The 15,230-nt window shown below is 72.7% G+C and carries 17 protein-coding genes; 8 read left to right on the top strand and 9 right to left on the bottom strand.

Going from position 1 to position 15,230, the window contains the following annotated elements; all coding sequences use genetic code 11:
• Positions 1-19 precede the first annotated feature (19 nt).
• Positions 20-403 carry a MarR family winged helix-turn-helix transcriptional regulator gene (locus FB474_RS14280; RefSeq protein WP_221632544.1) on the top strand — a complete coding sequence of 128 codons (384 nt, stop codon included), beginning with the start codon at positions 20-22 and terminating at the stop codon, positions 401-403.
• A 16-nt stretch (positions 404-419) separates the two neighbouring features.
• Here the strand turns inward: FB474_RS14280 and FB474_RS14275 are convergent, their stop codons facing one another.
• Both FB474_RS14275 and FB474_RS14270 read right to left on the bottom strand, forming a co-directional pair.
• On the bottom strand, positions 420-839 hold the full coding sequence (locus FB474_RS14275) for an SMI1/KNR4 family protein (RefSeq protein WP_141789253.1): 420 nt from the start codon (positions 837-839) through the stop codon (positions 420-422).
• 150 nt (positions 840-989) lie between these two features.
• Positions 990-2,495, bottom strand: a complete 1,506-nt coding sequence (locus FB474_RS14270) for an aminopeptidase P family protein (protein WP_185746178.1) — start codon at positions 2,493-2,495, stop codon at positions 990-992.
• A gap of 103 nt (positions 2,496-2,598) precedes the next feature.
• On the opposite strand from FB474_RS14270, the gene FB474_RS14265 reads away from it, so the two are divergent.
• Positions 2,599-4,074 carry a threonine/serine exporter family protein gene (locus FB474_RS14265; protein ID WP_185746177.1) on the top strand — a complete coding sequence of 492 codons (1,476 nt, stop codon included), beginning with the start codon at positions 2,599-2,601 and terminating at the stop codon, positions 4,072-4,074.
• A gap of 58 nt (positions 4,075-4,132) precedes the next feature.
• Here the strand turns inward: FB474_RS14265 and FB474_RS14260 are convergent, their stop codons facing one another.
• On the bottom strand, positions 4,133-4,705 hold the full coding sequence (locus FB474_RS14260; RefSeq protein ID WP_141789250.1) for a histidine phosphatase family protein: 573 nt from the start codon (positions 4,703-4,705) through the stop codon (positions 4,133-4,135).
• A 6-nt stretch (positions 4,706-4,711) separates the two neighbouring features.
• The gene (locus tag FB474_RS14255) at positions 4,712-5,113 is read right to left on the bottom strand and encodes an MmcQ/YjbR family DNA-binding protein (protein ID WP_185746176.1); all 402 of its coding nucleotides are present in this window, start codon (positions 5,111-5,113) and stop codon (positions 4,712-4,714) included.
• A gap of 106 nt (positions 5,114-5,219) precedes the next feature.
• Here FB474_RS14255 and FB474_RS14250 point away from each other — a divergent pair, with 106 nt between their 5' ends.
• The gene (locus FB474_RS14250; RefSeq protein WP_246092196.1) at positions 5,220-5,765 is read left to right on the top strand and encodes a MaoC family dehydratase; all 546 of its coding nucleotides are present in this window, start codon (positions 5,220-5,222) and stop codon (positions 5,763-5,765) included.
• Positions 5,766-5,869: 104 nt separating this feature from the next.
• Here the strand turns inward: FB474_RS14250 and FB474_RS14245 are convergent, their stop codons facing one another.
• The 3 genes from FB474_RS14245 to FB474_RS14235 all read right to left on the bottom strand — a co-directional run bounded on the left by FB474_RS14245 (position 5,870) and on the right by FB474_RS14235 (position 9,146).
• Positions 5,870-7,444, bottom strand: a complete 1,575-nt coding sequence (locus FB474_RS14245; protein WP_141789247.1) for a SigE family RNA polymerase sigma factor — start codon at positions 7,442-7,444, stop codon at positions 5,870-5,872.
• Positions 7,445-7,533: 89 nt separating this feature from the next.
• Entirely contained in the window at positions 7,534-8,631 is a 1,098-nt protein-coding gene (locus tag FB474_RS14240) for a hypothetical protein (RefSeq protein WP_141789246.1), read from the bottom strand.
• Positions 8,628-9,146 carry a SigE family RNA polymerase sigma factor gene (locus tag FB474_RS14235; RefSeq protein WP_141789245.1) on the bottom strand — a complete coding sequence of 173 codons (519 nt, stop codon included), beginning with the start codon at positions 9,144-9,146 and terminating at the stop codon, positions 8,628-8,630. Before FB474_RS14235 ends, FB474_RS14240 begins: the two co-directional genes overlap by 4 nt.
• A gap of 109 nt (positions 9,147-9,255) precedes the next feature.
• Between FB474_RS14235 and FB474_RS14230 the strand changes: the two genes are divergently transcribed.
• The 3 genes from FB474_RS14230 to FB474_RS14220 are packed head-to-tail and all read left to right on the top strand — an operon-like array spanning position 9,256 to position 11,625.
• Positions 9,256-10,128, top strand: coding sequence for a PHP domain-containing protein (locus tag FB474_RS14230; protein ID WP_141789244.1), 873 nt, complete (start codon positions 9,256-9,258; stop codon positions 10,126-10,128).
• Positions 10,125-10,742: a MarC family protein gene (locus tag FB474_RS14225; protein ID WP_221632543.1), complete on the top strand. Its 618-nt coding sequence runs from the start codon at positions 10,125-10,127 to the stop codon at positions 10,740-10,742. Before FB474_RS14230 ends, FB474_RS14225 begins: the two co-directional genes overlap by 4 nt.
• 10 nt (positions 10,743-10,752) lie before the next feature.
• The gene (locus FB474_RS14220; protein ID WP_246092195.1) at positions 10,753-11,625 is read left to right on the top strand and encodes a RecB family exonuclease; all 873 of its coding nucleotides are present in this window, start codon (positions 10,753-10,755) and stop codon (positions 11,623-11,625) included.
• A 29-nt stretch (positions 11,626-11,654) separates the two neighbouring features.
• On the opposite strand, the gene FB474_RS14215 is transcribed toward FB474_RS14220, so the two are convergent.
• Positions 11,655-11,984, bottom strand: a complete 330-nt coding sequence (locus FB474_RS14215) for a 2TM domain-containing protein (RefSeq protein ID WP_185746175.1) — start codon at positions 11,982-11,984, stop codon at positions 11,655-11,657.
• 261 nt (positions 11,985-12,245) lie between these two features.
• Here FB474_RS14215 and FB474_RS14210 point away from each other — a divergent pair, with 261 nt between their 5' ends.
• The gene (locus FB474_RS14210) at positions 12,246-12,986 is read left to right on the top strand and encodes a ParA family protein (protein ID WP_246092194.1); all 741 of its coding nucleotides are present in this window, start codon (positions 12,246-12,248) and stop codon (positions 12,984-12,986) included.
• Positions 12,987-13,093: 107 nt separating this feature from the next.
• Positions 13,094-14,140 carry an NAD(P)-dependent alcohol dehydrogenase gene (locus FB474_RS14205; RefSeq protein WP_141789241.1) on the top strand — a complete coding sequence of 349 codons (1,047 nt, stop codon included), beginning with the start codon at positions 13,094-13,096 and terminating at the stop codon, positions 14,138-14,140.
• 93 nt (positions 14,141-14,233) lie between these two features.
• Here FB474_RS14205 and FB474_RS14200 read toward each other — a convergent pair whose 3' ends face one another.
• Positions 14,234-15,019, bottom strand: a complete 786-nt coding sequence (locus tag FB474_RS14200) for a hypothetical protein (RefSeq protein ID WP_221632542.1) — start codon at positions 15,017-15,019, stop codon at positions 14,234-14,236.
• Positions 15,020-15,230: the final 211 nt, after the last annotated feature.

Raw genomic sequence — 15,230 nt, 5'->3', positions numbered from 1 at the left:
ACATATTAGGCTAGCGGATGTGCCCACCGACGCCGACTACGCCCGCCTGCTGGACTTCCGGGTGCAGCTGCGCCGCTTCGACCAGTGGAGCCGTTCCGCGGCCGCCGAGCACGGGCTGACCCATGCCCAGCACCAGCTGCTGCTCGCGATCCGCGGCCACCGCGGCGAGGACAGCCCCACGATCGGCCAGGTCGCCGACCACCTGTTGGTCAAGCACCACACGGCCAGTGAGCTGGCCGATCGCACCAGCGAGCTCGGCCTGGTCGAACGGGTCCGCGACGCCGACGACCACCGGGTCGTGCGGCTGCGGCTGACCGAGGCCGGGCAGCAGGTCATCACCGACCTCACGGCGGTGCACCTGGACGAGCTGCGCGGCCTGGCCCCCTACCTCGACCGCCTCTGAGGCCGCCGCGGGCGGCTCAGAGGGTGAGCCGGCCCGTCATCCACTCCTCGAGGTACCTCATCACATTGGGAGCGACCCACGTGCGACTGTCGTCCTCGTGGTTCCAGGCGTAGACGTCCTGGTTGCCGCTCAGGGCCAGCCCGAACTGGTCGCCGTTGCCCGCGTCAGCGAAGAACACCATGCCGTTGAACGGCATGTAGAGCTCCGCGAACTCGGGGTAGCTCCTGAACCATGCATTGTCCTCCGCGATGCGGTCCGTGCTCCACAACAGCCCCAGGCCGCACTCACCCACGATGCCGTCACTCTCTGACAGCAATCGCCGAAGGTCGTCAGGCAGGGCATCGCCCAGTCGACCTTCGCAGGCCTCGAGCGCCTCGGCTGAGGCCGGGCCCGTGAAGGTTGCCTCTCCCCACAGCGCGATGCGTTCCCTGAGCATGGGGCCATCATGACCGTGCTCACCGGATCCGCGCCGGGTTCCGGCACAGCCCGCCCCCGCCGCGACCGAACTGAGCGCGGCCGCCTCCCCGCCACTCGGCATACGACGACGGCCGCCCCTCACGGTGAGGGGCGGCCGTCGTGGTGGGGCTCAGCGCTGCTGGACCCGCGCGATCCAGGCCTCGACCTCGGCCGAGCTGCGGGGCATCCCGGCGGAGAGGTTCTCGTGGCCGTCCTCGGTGACGAGCACGTCGTCCTCGATGCGCACGCCGATGCCGCGCATCTCCTCCGGGACGAGCAGGTCGTCGGCCTTGAAGTACAGGCCCGGCTCGACGGTGAGGATCATGCCTGGCTTGAGCTCGGCGTCCATGTAGTCCTCGCGGAGGGCGAGGGCGCAGTCGTGGACGTCGATGCCGAGGTGGTGGCTCGTGCCGTGGACCATCCAGCGGCGGTGGTACTGGCCGGTCTCCTTGTCGAGGGTGGCCTCGACGTCGACGCCCTCGGGCAGCAGGCCCCACTCGTGCAGGTGCTCGGCGATGACCCGGATCGCGGCGTCGTGGACGTCGGAGAACTTGTTACCCGGCTTGACCGCGGCCATGCCGGCGTCCGCGGCCGCGTGCACCGCGTCGTAGACCTTGCGCTGGGCCTCGCTGAACTCGCCGCTGACCGGCAGGGTCCGGGTGATGTCGGCGGTGAACAGCGAGTCGACCTCGACGCCGGCGTCGAGCAGGATCAGGTCGCCCTCCTTGACGTCGCCGGTGTTCTTGATCCAGTGCAGCGTGTTGGCGTGGTCGCCGGACGCGCAGATGGAGTCGTAGCCCACGCCGTTGCCCTGGTGGCGGGCGTGCAGGCCGAAGACGCCCTCGACCCAGCGCTCGCCGCGGCCGCGGGCGACCGCCTCGGGCAGGTCGGCGATGACGGCCTCGAAGCCGACGGCGGTCGCGTTGACCGCCTTGCGCATCTCCTCGACCTCCCACTCGTCCTTGACCATGCGCATCACTGAGAGGAAGCGGGCCAGCTCCTCGTCGGCCTCGGCCTGCGCGGCGCTCTCGCTGGCCTCGTCGGTCTCGCGCACGTCGGCCCGCACCTCGTCGAGGTCGGCGGTCAGGTCACGGTCGGCGTCGCGCACGATGCGGATGCCGATGTGCCCGGCGTCCTTGGCGACGGCGTCCTTGAACTCGTCGATGTGCCGCGCGGTCAGGCCCAGCTCGGCCTCGACGTCGGCCAGGGAGGGCCGCGCGCCGACCCAGAACTCGCCGTAGCGGGAGTCGCCGAAGAACTCCTCGGTGTCGCGCCCGGCCAGCGGACGGAAGAACAGCACGGCCTCGTGGCCGCCGCCGTCGACCGGTTCGAGGACCAGGACGGCGTCGGGCTCGCGGTCGGCGCCCAGTCCGGTCAGGTGCGCGAAGGCACTGTGCGGGCGGAAGACGTAGTCGCAGTCGTTGCTGCGGACCTTCAGCCCACCGGCGGGGACGACCAGGCGCTCGCCGGGGAAGGCGGCGGAGACCGCGGCACGGCGCTGCGCGGCATACGGGGCGACGGGGGAGGACTCGGTGGTGCCCGCGCGGCGCGGCGCCCAGTCGGCCGCGACGAAGGCGCGGAAGGCGGGGCTGTCGGGGCGGCTGCGGTGCTCGGCCTTGTGCTGTTCTTCGCTCACGGGGCCATCGTGCCACGGGGCCGGAGGTGGTGTCCGACACCTTTCCGGCTCTGGTGGCCCGTCCGGTTTGCGTCGCCTCCGCGGCATTGGCCACCCTTGCGTGGTGTCCAGCAGCACCACCCCTCCTCCTCCGTCCCGCACGACGCCGGTCTCGGCCGTGCGCGGCCGGGCGCTGCGCGAGCGGGCGGCGCGGGTGGTGCGCTCGGACTCCCCGCCGACCTGGTTCGTGCCGGGTCGCGGGATCGTCGACGGCATCGACCAGGCGCACGCGCGGGCCGTCATCGACCTGGCCCTGCGGGTCGGTGAGGCGCTGCTGTCCACCGGGGCCTCGGCCTCCGACGTCGTGGCCACCGTGCTGCGGCTGACCGACCGGTTCCAGCTCGGCGCCTCCTGCCACGTCGACGTCACCTACACCTCGATCTCGATCAGCTACCACCGCGGCGAGGGCGCCGACCCGATGACGGTGCTGCGCATCGTCAAGGTGCGCTCGGCCGACTTCAGCCGGCTGGAGAACCTCCAGACCCTCGTCCGGGAGGTCGTCAACGGAGACCTCGACGTGGCCTCGGCGCGGGCCCGGCTCGACGACATCTCCGGCGCGCCGCACCCCTACCGGCGCTGGCTGGTCACCTTCTCCCTGGCGGTCATGGGTGGTGCCGTCGGCCTGTTCCTCGGTGGCGGGCCGCTGGCGGTGCTGCTCAGCGCCGGCACCACCGCCCTCGTCGACCGGGTGCAGCGCCGGCTGGCCCACCGGGGCCTGGCCGCCTTCTTCACCCAGGCGGTCGGCGCGGCCATCCCCACCGTGGTGGCGGTGCTGCTCATCGCCGGGGGGGCGCGCAGCCCGGGGCTGGTCAAGGCGCTGCCACCGTCGCTCGTGGTCGCCACGGGCATCGTGGTGCTGCTGGCCGGCCTGTCCGTCGTGGGCGCCGCCCAGGACGCCATCGACGGCTACTACGTGACCGCGGGCGCGCGCGGCTTCGAGGTCCTCATGCTGACCTTCGGCGTCGTCGTCGGCGTCGGCGCGGTCCTGGCGGTCGGGCGGCGGATGGGCGTCCCGCTGGACATCAGCGCCCAGGCGAGCCTCGCGCCCAACCCGCTCGTCCAGGTCGCCGCGGCCATGCTCGTCGCCGGGGCCTTCGCCGTCTCCGCCTACGCCGGCGGGCGGGCCGCGTTCGTGGCCATGGGCACGGCCGGCCTGGGCTGGCTGGCGTTCCTCGGCGCCAGCCACCTCAGCTTCGGCACCCCGGTCGCCTCGGGCATCGCCGCTGCCGTGGTCGGCGTCCTGGCCCAGGTCGTGTCCTCCCGGCTGCGGGTGCCGTCGCTGGCCGTCACCACCGCCGGCATCGCGCCCCTGCTGCCCGGGCTGTCCGTCTACCGCGGCCTGTTCGAGATCCTCGGCCGCAGCTCGGGCGTCAGCCCGCTCGACGGGGCGTCCTGGCTGTTCATGGCCGCCGGCATCGGCATGGCGCTGGCGGCCGGCGTCTCCTTCGGAACGTTCGTCGCCCGCCCGCTGCGCACCGAGCTCGACCGTGGCCAGCGCCGCGCGCTGCGCCGGTCCACCGGTGAGGCCGCGCGCGAGTAGCCCCGGCTCCGGGGCCGGCTTCCGTCTCGGGTGAAGGGTTGACCACCCTCCGGCGTGGTCAACCCTTCACTGAAGGCTGGGTCAGCCGGGCCAGGTGGGTGACGTCGTAGTTCCACCCGGGCCGCCAGGCGAACTCCTCGCCGGCCAGCGTCTCCAGCGCGGTCCCCGCGGCGGCGTGGTCGAGGGCCCAGCGGGTGGCGACGTGGCCGACCACGAGGACGCGCTGGCCGGACCAGCGGGTCGCGATGTCCCTCAGGGCGCCGGTGACCCGGTCCACGGCCTGCCGCCAGGTCTCCCCTCCGGGGTAGGGGACGTCAAGGTGCGCGACCCGTGACCCCTGCACCAGCGTGGAGGGGGCTCCGTTCCACGCGCCGTAGTCGCACTCCCGCAGCCGCCAGTCGTGCAGGACGGGCACGTCGCTCCCGGCGAAGGCGATCGACACCGTCTGCACCGCCCGGGCCAGGTCAGAGGTGACGACGGCAGCCAGGCCGTCGTCGCGGCGGCGCTCGCCGAGCTGGACCGCCTGCTGCAGGCCCGTCGCCGAGAGTCGGCCGGGCAGCCAGCCGGTGGAGTGCCCCGACTCGTTGTCCTCGGTGGTCGCGTGGGTCTCGTACACGACGGTGGTCCTCATGGCGACTCAGCCGTCGTGGGCGGCGATGACGCGCTTGGGGGCCACCGAGCGCCACGCCGACTCGAGCAGCTCGCCGAGGTCGTCCCACGCCGGGTCCGCGTCCCCGTCGAACGCGGTGAGGCGCGCGCCCACCCAGCCGCGCGGACCGACATACGGCGGCCTGAACCACCGCTGCCCGTCGCGGGCGACGAGGTCCTGCTGGACCTCGGTGGTGGCCTTGACCCACACCGCGTCCCACGCCACCCCGTGGTGCTCGGGCATGAACATCGCCAGCGACTTCGCCCGCACCTGGAACTGCGGGTGCCCGACCCCGAAGTGCTCCTCGACCCCGGGCAGGTCCGCGAGGAGCCCGCGTACGCGGACGAGCAGGGCGGGGTCGCCGGGCTCGTATCGCGGGTGCGGGCTCACCCGGCCATGACACCGCCGGGGTCGCCCCGCCGCAACACGTGAGCAAGCGCACGCCGCGCGGCCCTGTCCCGTCGGCGGGGCGGTCCGGCAGCATGGCGGGCGATCGGTGGACCGTCGGCAGGAGGAGCAGGGCATGCAGTTCGGGCGCAGCTACGAGGAGTTCGAGGTCGGCGCGGTCTACAAGCACTGGCCCGGGAAGACGGTCACCGAGTACGACGACCACCTCTTCTGCCTGCTGACGATGAACCACCACCCGCTGCACCTCGACACCAACTACGCCGGGAAGACCACGCAGTTCGGGCAGAACGTCGTCGTCGGCAACTACATCTACTCGCTGCTGCTGGGCATGTCCGTGCCGGACGTCAGCGGCAAGGCGATCGCCAACCTCGAGATCGAGTCGCTGCGGCACGTGGCGCCGACCTTCCACGGCGACACGATCTACGGCGAGACGACGGTCCTCGACAAGTGGGAGTCCAGCTCCAAGGACGACCGCGGCGTCGTGCACGTGGAGACCAAGGGCTACAAGCAGGACGGCACGCTGGTGTGCGTCTTCCGCCGCAAGGTCATGGTGCCCAAGGAGAACTACCTCGAGGCCCGCGGCGGCGAGCAGCCCGGCCGCCCCGAGCTGGTGGAGCCCGCACCCAAGGGCTGACCCCCAGGCGGTATGCCGGGTGGCTGGCTCCCAGCCCACCGGACACGCCCCGGCCCGCGTTTCCGCCCCGTTCGGGCCCGGAACGCGGGCCGGCCCGTGTCCGGTCAGTCGAAGGTGTGTTGGTCCCGGCTCCCGTCCGGGTTCGTCCACGACAGGGCCCGCAGCTGGTGCCCCACGGCCGCGCCCCCGGTCGGGCGGTCCAGCTCCAGGACGAACGCCGTCAGGTGGACCCCGGCCAGAGGAGTGGCCTGCACCGTGCCACTGGCCCGGGCCCCGTCGGCCAGGGTGAACCAGACGTCGCGGACACCCTCGGGCAACAGGCCGTAGGCGAAGCCGTAGTCCGGGTGGCTGGGGTCGTTGCGGACCGACTGGGGCTGGCTGCGCCAGACGACCTCCCGACGGCCGACGGCCAACGGCAGCCCGGCGGACTCCGTCGCGTCGCCGAGGTAGACCCCCCAGCTGCCGTCCTGCGGGTCGGTCCAGACGCTGACCTGGTTGCCGCTGCCCGACAGGGTGAACGTCGCCACCGTGTCGCTCGTCGGCACCGAGGTGGACCGGACGCCGCGGTGGTCGACCCACCCGACGCCCAGGAACCGCGAGGCCATCGCGGCGTCCTGCGGGAGGATGCCCACCGCCTGGTAGCCGGTGCCCGGCAGCGGGGCGGTGGTGACGTCGCCGGCCGACAGCGGCTGGCCGAGGAAGCAGGCGCTCACCGTGACGGCGTCCGAGGGCACCACGCCGAGGATGGCACCGCTGGTCCCCGCGTTGCCGAAGCTGGCGCCGCTGCCGAGCCCCTCGGTGCTGCGTCCCCACACGCGTTGCCGGTGGCCGTCGGCGTCGACGAGGTAGAAGTCGAGGTTGGTGTCACGCCCCGGGGAGCTGATCGTGGCGGCGAAGTGCTCGCTGCCCAGCACGAGGCCCGCGGAGACGGGACGGCGCACCCTTCCGGTCAGGTCCGGCCCGCCCGTGCCGCGCTCCCGTGGGCCCAGCAGGGCGACCGCCACCGCGATGAGCGCCACGACCGCGACGAGGCCGGCCAGGGAGGCCCGCCGGGTGCGCGACGCCCGCCGGCTGTGGAGCAGGACGTCCTCCGGGTCGACGGTCATCGGCGGCGCGGGTGCCTCGGCCAGGGCCGACGCCAGCTCGTCCTCGAAGCGGCGGCCGGTCACGGCCCTGCCTCCGGTCGACGAGGTGGCTGCCTGCCTCGCCTGCAGGGCGGCCATGCCCCGGGAGGCAGTGCTGTCCACCGCTGCCACCGAGAGGTCGAGCAGGTCGGCGACGGCCTGCTCGGACAGGCCGCTGCCGTAGCGCAGCACGACGACCCGACGCTGCCTCGCCGGTATGCCGCGCAGCAGCCGCACCAGCTCTTCGCTGCCCCGCTCCCGGTCGCCGCCGACCATTCCCACGACCGGCCCGGTCGGCCCTGCGCTGTCGACGTGCCGGAAGCGAGGCTGCGCCCCGGCCCGCTGGTCGAGAAGGGCGCGACGCGCGTGGGCAAGGGGATCCTCGTCCCGGAGGCGCGGCCACGCCCGGCAGGTGCTGACCAGGGCCTCGTGCACCAGCTCCTCGGCCCGGCCGGCGTCACCCGTCAGTAGCCAGGCCGTGTGCAGCAGCGACGGCGTCACCTCGTGCATGAACGCGGTGAGCTCTGCGGTGATCTCTTCCTTGTTCGCGGCCATCCCGGCCCCCTTGCGTGCCTTCCTCAAAAGAGGACGAGGGAGGGTGCGGGAAAGTTGCCGATCTGGCGGACAGCCTGCGGCGAGCGGGTTCAGTGGAAGCTCTGCCGGCCGCTCCGGCCGTCGAAGGTGGTCCAGGTGATCGAGGTGACCTGTCGGGTGGCGTCGGGGTCGATGCTGCTGAGCTCGAGGAGGAACGCCGTCCCGGCCGACCCTAGGTCGCGCAGCTCGAGGTCGCCGCGGGCGGATGCCCCCGGAGCCAGCGTGTAGCGGACCTGCTGCACCTTGGTCACGCCGCGTGGCAACAGGCCGTAGACGAGCCGGTGGAAGTGCGGGCTGCCCTCGGCACCCACCGTCATGGCGCTGAGCAGGGCGGTGCCGTCCTTCGGGAGATCGTCTGCGCGGGTCACGCCGGCCGCGTGGATGCCCCACGTGCTCCCGTACTCGTCCGCCCAGAGGGCAGCCTCGTCGCCGGTGAGCAGGGTGACGGGCGCGACCGTGCCTGTTTCGACGCCTCCCGTGACCTTGAGCGACCCGTCTACCCCGGTGTAGTCGAAGCCGGCCAGGTGCTGGACGTCCGCGGTCGATGTGAACCGCACTGCGACCGCCTCGAACCCGGTGCCGCCCAGTGGTGCGGTCCGTACCTCCCAGCGTGCCGGGTCGGCTGGGGCCTGGTCACCGGCGGAGAAGAACGGCCGCAGGCCTGAGATCCCGCTCGGTGCCACCCCGACGTGCACGACGGTCCCGTCCACGCCCGCAGCCCCGGGGCCGAACAGCACGCTCGCAGCGGGCGAGCCGCTTCCTCCCCAGGCGCCCAGCTGTTCCCGCACGCCGTTCTTCAGGCGGTAGACGCGGATGTCGTAGCCGCCGAGTCCGTCCCGGGTGAGGTAGTCCACGCCGAACCGATCGGTTCCCCACCCCAGGGTGGCGGAGGGCCGGAGTCCGGCGGGGGTGGTGGACCGCGCCGGCCCGGCCGGGCGGGGGCGGGCTTGGTCCCGGGTGGCGACAGCCACCCCTGTTGCCGCGACCGCCAGGGTGACCAGCCCGACGACGCAGGCGCGGATGGCGCGGCGGGTGTGGACGGTCCGCCTCCCCTGGCGCAGCACGGCGTCCGGGTCGAAGGAGAGGGCGGACGGGGCAGTGGCGCCGGACAGGGCGGCGCGCAGGTCGTCCTCGAGCCGGGTGGTCATCGCAGGCTCCCTTCGCCGGCGGGGGTGGTGGACAGGTGGGCGCGCAGGGCGGCCAGGCCGCGGGAGGCGGAGCTCTTGACCGCGCCGACGGAGATGCCGAGCATCTCGGCGACCGCCTGCTCTGGCAGGTCGGCGTAGTAGCGCAGCACCACGACACGACGTTGCTGCTCCGGCAGCCGCCGCAACAACCGGACCACCTCGTCGCGGTGGTCCACCGGGCCGGAGCCTTCTGCCGCAAGGCTCTCGGGCAGCTCGGGTGAGGGGACCTCGTGACGCGTGCGGCGCCATACATCCGTCTTGTGGTTGACCAGGACCCGGCGCGCGTAGGCCAGCGCGTCCTCGCGCCGGACCCGGCGCCACGCCACGTAGGTCTTGACCAGCGCCGCCTGCACCAGCTCCTGGGCGCGGTCCGCGTCGCCGGTCAGCAGCCACGCGGTGCGCAGCAGCGACGGCCCCGCCTGGGCCATGAACGCGCTGAACTCCGCGTCCCGGCCGGCCTTCTCACCCGCCTCCATCGTCCCCCCTCGTGTGGTGTCACTGTCCCCTACGGCGTGGGGCCGGGAAAGGTTGCCGCGCCGCGCCGGTGGTCCGGGACCGGTCCTGCGCTGCCTTAACCTTGAGCCCGTGCCGATCGACCTCCACACCCACTCCACAGCCAGTGACGGCACGCAGCCGCCGGCCGAGGTGGTGGCGTCGGCGCTCGCGGCCGGGCTGGACGTCGTCGGCCTGACCGACCACGACACGACCGCCGGCTGGGACGAGGCGTCGGCAGCCGCGGGGGAGCTGGGGATCGACCTGGTCCGTGGCATCGAGGTGTCCTGCCAGCACGACGGCATCAGCATCCACCTGCTGGCCTACCTGCCGGACCCGACCTCCCCGGGCCTGCTCGAGGAGATCAACCGCTCCCGGGAGAGCCGGGAGACGCGGGCCAAGCGGATGGTCGAGGCGCTCTCCGAGGACCTGCCGATCACCTACGAGGAGGTGCTCGCGCAGACCCAGCCGGGCACCAGTCTGGGCCGGCCGCACATCGCCGACGCGCTGGTCGCCAAGGGCCTGGTGCGCTCCCGGGGGCACGCGTTCAGCAGGTACCTGCACCACGACAGCCCCTACTACATGCGCTACTACGCCCCGGACCCGATCCGGGCGGTGCAGGTGGTCGTCGAGGCCGGGGGAGTGCCGGTCATGGCGCACCCGTTCGCCTACAAGCGCGGGCTGGTCGTGCACGACGAGGTGATCGAGGCGATGGCCCACGCCGGCCTGGCCGGCCTGGAGGTCTACCACCGCGACCACCTCGACCCCGACGACCCGGACGACGCGGGCGTCGACACGGTGCGCCGGGGCCTGGCCCTGGCGCGACAGCTCGGCCTGTTCGTCACGGGGTCGAGCGACTACCACGGAGCCGGCAAGGTCAACCGGCTCGGTGAGCACACGACGGATCCCGCTGTGCTGCAACAGATCGAAGAAAGGGCTACAGGAGTTCCCGTGGTGCGTCAGTGAGCAACCTGATCGACCTCCAGCTGTTCGGGTCGGTGTTCGTCACCCTCGTGGTGATCATGGACCCACCGGGGGCACTGCCCATCTTCGTCGGCCTGACCGCGTCCCTGACGCACAAGCAGCGGGTGGCTGCCGCCCGCAGGGCGTCCCTGGTGGCGCTGGGCGTCATCGCGGCGTTCGCGGTGTTCGGCCAGCAGATCCTGACCTACCTGGGCATCAGCCTGCCCTCGCTCCAGGGTGCCGGTGGCCTGCTGCTGCTCATCGTCGCCCTCGAGCTGCTGACCGGGCAGGAGTCCGAGCAGCACGCCGACGCCGGGGTCAACGTGGCGCTGGTGCCCCTGGGCACGCCGCTGCTGGCCGGGCCGGGCGCCATCGTCGCCACCATGCTCTTCGTCCAGCGATCGCACCAGCCGTCGCAGTACGTCGCGGTGGGCCTGGGCCTGCTGGCCTGCCTGTTCGTGGTCTGGCTGTTCCTGCGCTTCGCCGGCCAGGTGCACCGGGTGCTGAAGGACAGCGGCACCACGCTGCTGACCCGCGTCGCCGGCCTGCTGCTGTCGGCCATCGCCGTGCAGATGATCGCCGACTCCGTGCGCGCGTTCGTCAGTGGTCGCGGCTAGCCTGCCGCGCATGAGCCAGACCTCGGGCGCGCCCGTCCAGCAGGCGTTCGGCGGCATGCCGACCCCGCTCTACTCCGCGAGCCCGAGCCGGCTGCTGACCTGGCTGGACTGCCCGCGCCGCTACCGCATGACCTACCTCGACCGGCCCCGCCCGGTCGCCCGGCCGCAGCGCGCGCACACCTCCTTCGGCGTGGCCGTGCACAACGCCCTGCGCGACTACTGGGACCTCGCGCCGGTCGACCGCACCCCGGCGGCGGGCGCCCGGCTGGTCCGCAGCTCCTGGATCGACCTCGGCTTCCGCAACCCGGAGCAGTCCGCGCGGTGGCGGGAGAAGGCGCAGGCCCAGGTCGCGGCCTACCTGGAGGGGGTCGACCCGCAGGCCGCTCCGCTCGGCATCGAGCGCACGGTCGCGCTCAAGACCGGGTCGCTGGCGCTCAACGGCCGCATCGACCGGCTCGACGAGCGCGACGGCCGGCTCGCCGTCGTCGACTACAAGACCAGCCGGGTGGCCCCGACCGCGGACGACGCCCGCACCTCCCTGCCCCTGGCGCTGTATGCCGTGGCCTCCTCCCGCATGTTCCGCCGGCCATGCACCACGGTCGAGCTCCACCACGTGCCGACCGGCGAGGTGGTGACCCACGAGCACACGCCGGAGTCGCTGCAGCGCAAGGTCGCCGAGGCCGAGTCGATCGCCAGCGACCTGCGCCGGGCGGACGCCGACTACAAGGAGGTGGGGGTGGTGTCGCGTCACTTCGCCCCGCGCACCTCGCCGCTGTGCACCTGGTGCGACTTCCGGGCGCACTGCCCGGAGGGCCAGGCCATGGGCCCGGAGAAGTCCTCGTGGGCTGCGCTGGAGCCCGACGGGGTGCCGGTCCAGGACTGAGCGCCCGGGCCGACGGGCCGGTCATGAGGTCAGTCCTGGGGTGGTCCCTTGCGCATCTCGGCCTCGATGTCGGCCTCGGTGATCGGCTTGCGCCACAGCACGTCCCAGGCGTTGAGGACGAGGCCGACGCCCCACCCGGCGAGGACCCAGATGGGCCAGAAGTAGCCGCGCCCGGTCAGTGCCCACACCCCGATGAGGAAGGCGTTGATCACGACGTAGGAGACCACGTGCGCGGTCAGCCCCCGACGGGCCTCGAGCCGCTTGCGGGCAAGCTCGCGCTCGCTCGCCGCGGCGGGCTGCGCCGGTTGGCCGGCACGGTCGGAGGGGACCGGCTCCTGACCGGCGGGCATGGTCGTCATGGGGCACCTCCTGCTGTCACCGCCAGCATGCGGCGAGCGCACCGACGGGCCGGAGAGGCAAAGGTCCTGCGCGGCGGTACCGGCTCCCGCGCCGGTGAGGTCGCGGTCACGGACAGACCGGCGCGCCCCTGCCATGCTTGGCCGGGACACCGGCAGGCATGACCACCCGGCAGCGAGGAGGGGCACGTGGCACGCGGACAGGCGCGCGGGACTCGCACGACGTCAGCGGAGCAGCGCAGGCGTGGCGCAACAGTCATCGCCGTGGCCAACCAGAAGGGCGGGGTCGCCAAGACGACCTCCGTGGCCTCCCTGGGCGCGGCGTTCGCCGAGCACGGCAAGCGGGTGCTGCTGGTCGACCTCGACGCCCAGGCGTGCCTGACCTTCAGCCTCGGCGTCGACCCGGACGAGGTGGAGACCAGCATCAACGAGGTGCTGCTCGGCAAGGTCGACGCGGCCGAGGCCCGGGTCGCCTGCGAGGACGGCGTCGACCTGATCCCGAGCATGATCGAGCTCGCGGGCGCCGAGGCCCAGCTGCTGCCCCGCCCCGGCCGCGAGTACGTCCTGCGCACCGCGTTGGAGCCGTTGACCGGCGACTACGACGTCATCCTCATCGACTGCTCCCCGTCGCTGGGGGTGCTGACGCTCAACGCGCTCACCGCCGCGCACGGCCTGGTCATCCCGATGCCGTGCGAGATGCTCAGCCACCGCGGTGTCGGCCAGCTGCTCGACACCGTCGCCGACGTGCAGCGCATCCTCAACCGCGACCTCGAGGTCCTCGGCATCCTGCCGACGATGTACGACGGGCGCAGCAACCACGCCCAGGCGGTGCTGGCCGACGTGGGGGAGCGCTACGACCTGCCGGTCCTGAGCCCACCGATCCCCAAGACGGTGCGCTTCGCCGAGGCACCGGCCGTGGGCCGCTCGATCCTCACCACGGCCCGCACCTCGCGCGGGGCGAAGGCCTACCGCGACGTCGCCGCAGCGTTGGTGAAGAGCCTCTGACGCGGGTGTGACGAACATCTGAAACCGGCGGCTGCCCGGAATACCACCGCTTTGCGGTGACTTGTCCCCTGACGGTGACCAACCGCGAACCGTGAAGGAGACACCACATGTCCCGCACTGCTGCCCTGTCCGCCGCCTCCGCCGGCGCGCCCCTGCAGGCCACCACGATCGAGACCCGCGAGCTGCGCGACGACGACGTGCTGATCGACGTCAAGTTCGCCGGCATCTGCCACAGCGACATCCACCAGGTCCGCGAGGAGTGGGGCCCGGCCATCTTCCCGATGGTCCCCGGCCACGAGATCGCCGGTGTGGTGTCGGAGGTCGGCTCCGGCGTGACGAAGTACAAGGTCGGCGACCGCGTGGGCGTCGGCTGCATGGTCGACTCCTGCGGCGAGTGTGAGTACTGCAAGGACGGCGAGGAGCAGTTCTGCACCAAGGGCGCCGTCATGACCTACAACGGCGAGGGCTACGACGGCGAGAAGACGAAGGGCGGCTACAGCCAGCAGGTCGTCGTCTCCGAGCGCTTCGCCGTGCGCATCCCCGACGCCCTCGAGCTCGACGTCGCGGCGCCGCTGCTGTGCGCCGGCATCACGACCTTCAACCCGCTCAAGCGCTGGGGCGCCGGCCCGGGCAAGAAGGTCGCCGTCGTCGGCATGGGCGGCCTGGGCCACATGGGCGTGAAGTTCGCGGCCGCGCTCGGCGCCGAGGTGACCGTCCTGAGCCGGTCGCTGGCCAAGCAGGAGGACGCGAAGGCCTTCGGCGCCACCGACCACCGCTCCACCGCCGACGAGCAGACGTTCGAGGACCTCAAGGGCTCCTTCGACCTGATCCTCAACACGGTCAGCGCGAACCTGCCGGTCGACGCCTACCTGTCCCTGCTCAAGCCGCTCGGCGCCCTGGTCAACGTGGGCGCCCCGAGCGACCCCGACACGTTCGCCGCGTTCTCGCTCATCGGCGGCAGCAAGGTCCTGGCCGGCTCCAACATCGGCGGCATCGCCCAGACCCAGGAGATGCTCGACTTCGCCGCGAAGCACGGCATCGGCGCCACGATCGAGACGATCAGCGCCGACCAGGTCAACGAGGCCTACGAGAAGGTCGTGTCCTCCGGTGTGCGCTACCGCTACGTCATCGACACCGCGACCATCGGCGCCTGACCCGAGGGTTCCCGCACCGCAGGGCCCGCACCCTACGAGGGTGCGGGCCCTGCTGTGTCCCCGGCCGGTATGCCGTGTGGCTGGGCGAGTGGCTCAGCCCTCGAGCAGCTCGCGCACCGCGGCGACCATCACCGGGTCGACGTCCGTGTGGGCGACGAGCCACTCGAGCACGGCGGCCGCTGCCTCGCGGTTGTGCTCGTAGCCGGGCAGCATCGAGGCCAGGGGCAGCTGATCGGGGGCCAGCCGCCGCTCCGCACCACGCTCGATGGCGAAGGCGTCCTGCCGGGGGGTGGCGCCGACCCCCGACAGCTCGAGCACGGTCAGCACGCGGTCCACGGCGTAGGACTGGATGAAGCGCATCGCGCTCAGCCGCTCACCCCGGGCGTCCCGGTGTAGGCCGACGAAGAGGTTCGTCACGGCTTCATGGACGTGGTAGCTCACCGTGTCGTAGGGCGACCTCGGCTGAGGCCGGACGGAGACCTCCAGTCCCGCCGGGGCGTCGGGGCGGCTCCACACCAGCCGGCCCGGCGGGAACCAGCTGGCGTCGAGCTCGGTCCGGGTGAACACGGCGTACTCGGCGAACAGGCCGTCCGCGAAGAGGACCTTCCGGCCGTTAACGCTGTTGGCGAAGCTGAACGCCACCGGGTGCAGCGACTCCAGCCAGTCGATCGAGTCGAGGTAGCCCTCCACGGCAGCGTCGTCCACGACGACGAAGAAGTCCATGTCGGAGTGCTCGTCGAGCCGGTGCAGGTCGCGGCCGACCGAGCCCAGCGCGATCAGGGCGACGGCATCACCGCGGGCCGCGAGCACCTGCCCGAGGGCGTCGAGGCGCTGTAGCAGGAGCTGGGCAACACGGTGGCGGGGTTGGTCGGGTCGCACGTCGTCGGTCCTCTCGGCTCGTCGACGTTTCGTCCCGCACGGTCCTGGTGCCCGCCGGGGTCGCGACGGGCACCACTGTCGCCGTCAGGCGGCGCGGAGTCAACGCTCGGGCGGTGTGCCGCTCCCGTGCGGTCGGGAAGTGACGTGCGCGCCCTGCCTGGCTGTGCCGCGTGACAGGACGCCCTGCCGAGGATGCATCCTCGGCAGGGCG

Origin of the sequence: Oryzihumus leptocrescens (assembly GCF_006716205.1) — a bacterium.
GTDB classification, from domain to species: domain Bacteria; phylum Actinomycetota; class Actinomycetes; order Actinomycetales; family Dermatophilaceae; genus Oryzihumus; species Oryzihumus leptocrescens.
Note: the sequence above shows the minus strand (reverse complement) of the source record. Positions and strands in the feature narration are given on the sequence as shown.

Excerpts from the sequence above, each read along its gene's own strand:
- FB474_RS14275 (WP_141789253.1), bottom strand. The coding sequence starts at position 839 with ATGCTCAGGGAACGCATCGCGCTGTGGGGAGAGGCAACCTTCACGGGC.
- FB474_RS14260 (WP_141789250.1), bottom strand. The coding sequence starts at position 4,705 with ATGAGGACCACCGTCGTGTACGAGACCCACGCGACCACCGAGGACAAC.
- FB474_RS14245 (WP_141789247.1), bottom strand. The coding sequence starts at position 7,444 with ATGGCCGCGAACAAGGAAGAGATCACCGCAGAGCTCACCGCGTTCATG.
- FB474_RS14240 (WP_141789246.1), bottom strand. The coding sequence starts at position 8,631 with ATGACCACCCGGCTCGAGGACGACCTGCGCGCCGCCCTGTCCGGCGCC.
- FB474_RS14235 (WP_141789245.1), bottom strand. The coding sequence starts at position 9,146 with ATGGAGGCGGGTGAGAAGGCCGGCCGGGACGCGGAGTTCAGCGCGTTC.
- FB474_RS14220 (WP_246092195.1), top strand. The coding sequence starts at position 10,753 with ATGAGCCAGACCTCGGGCGCGCCCGTCCAGCAGGCGTTCGGCGGCATG.
- FB474_RS14215 (WP_185746175.1), bottom strand. The coding sequence starts at position 11,984 with ATGACGACCATGCCCGCCGGTCAGGAGCCGGTCCCCTCCGACCGTGCC.
- FB474_RS14205 (WP_141789241.1), top strand. The coding sequence starts at position 13,094 with ATGTCCCGCACTGCTGCCCTGTCCGCCGCCTCCGCCGGCGCGCCCCTG.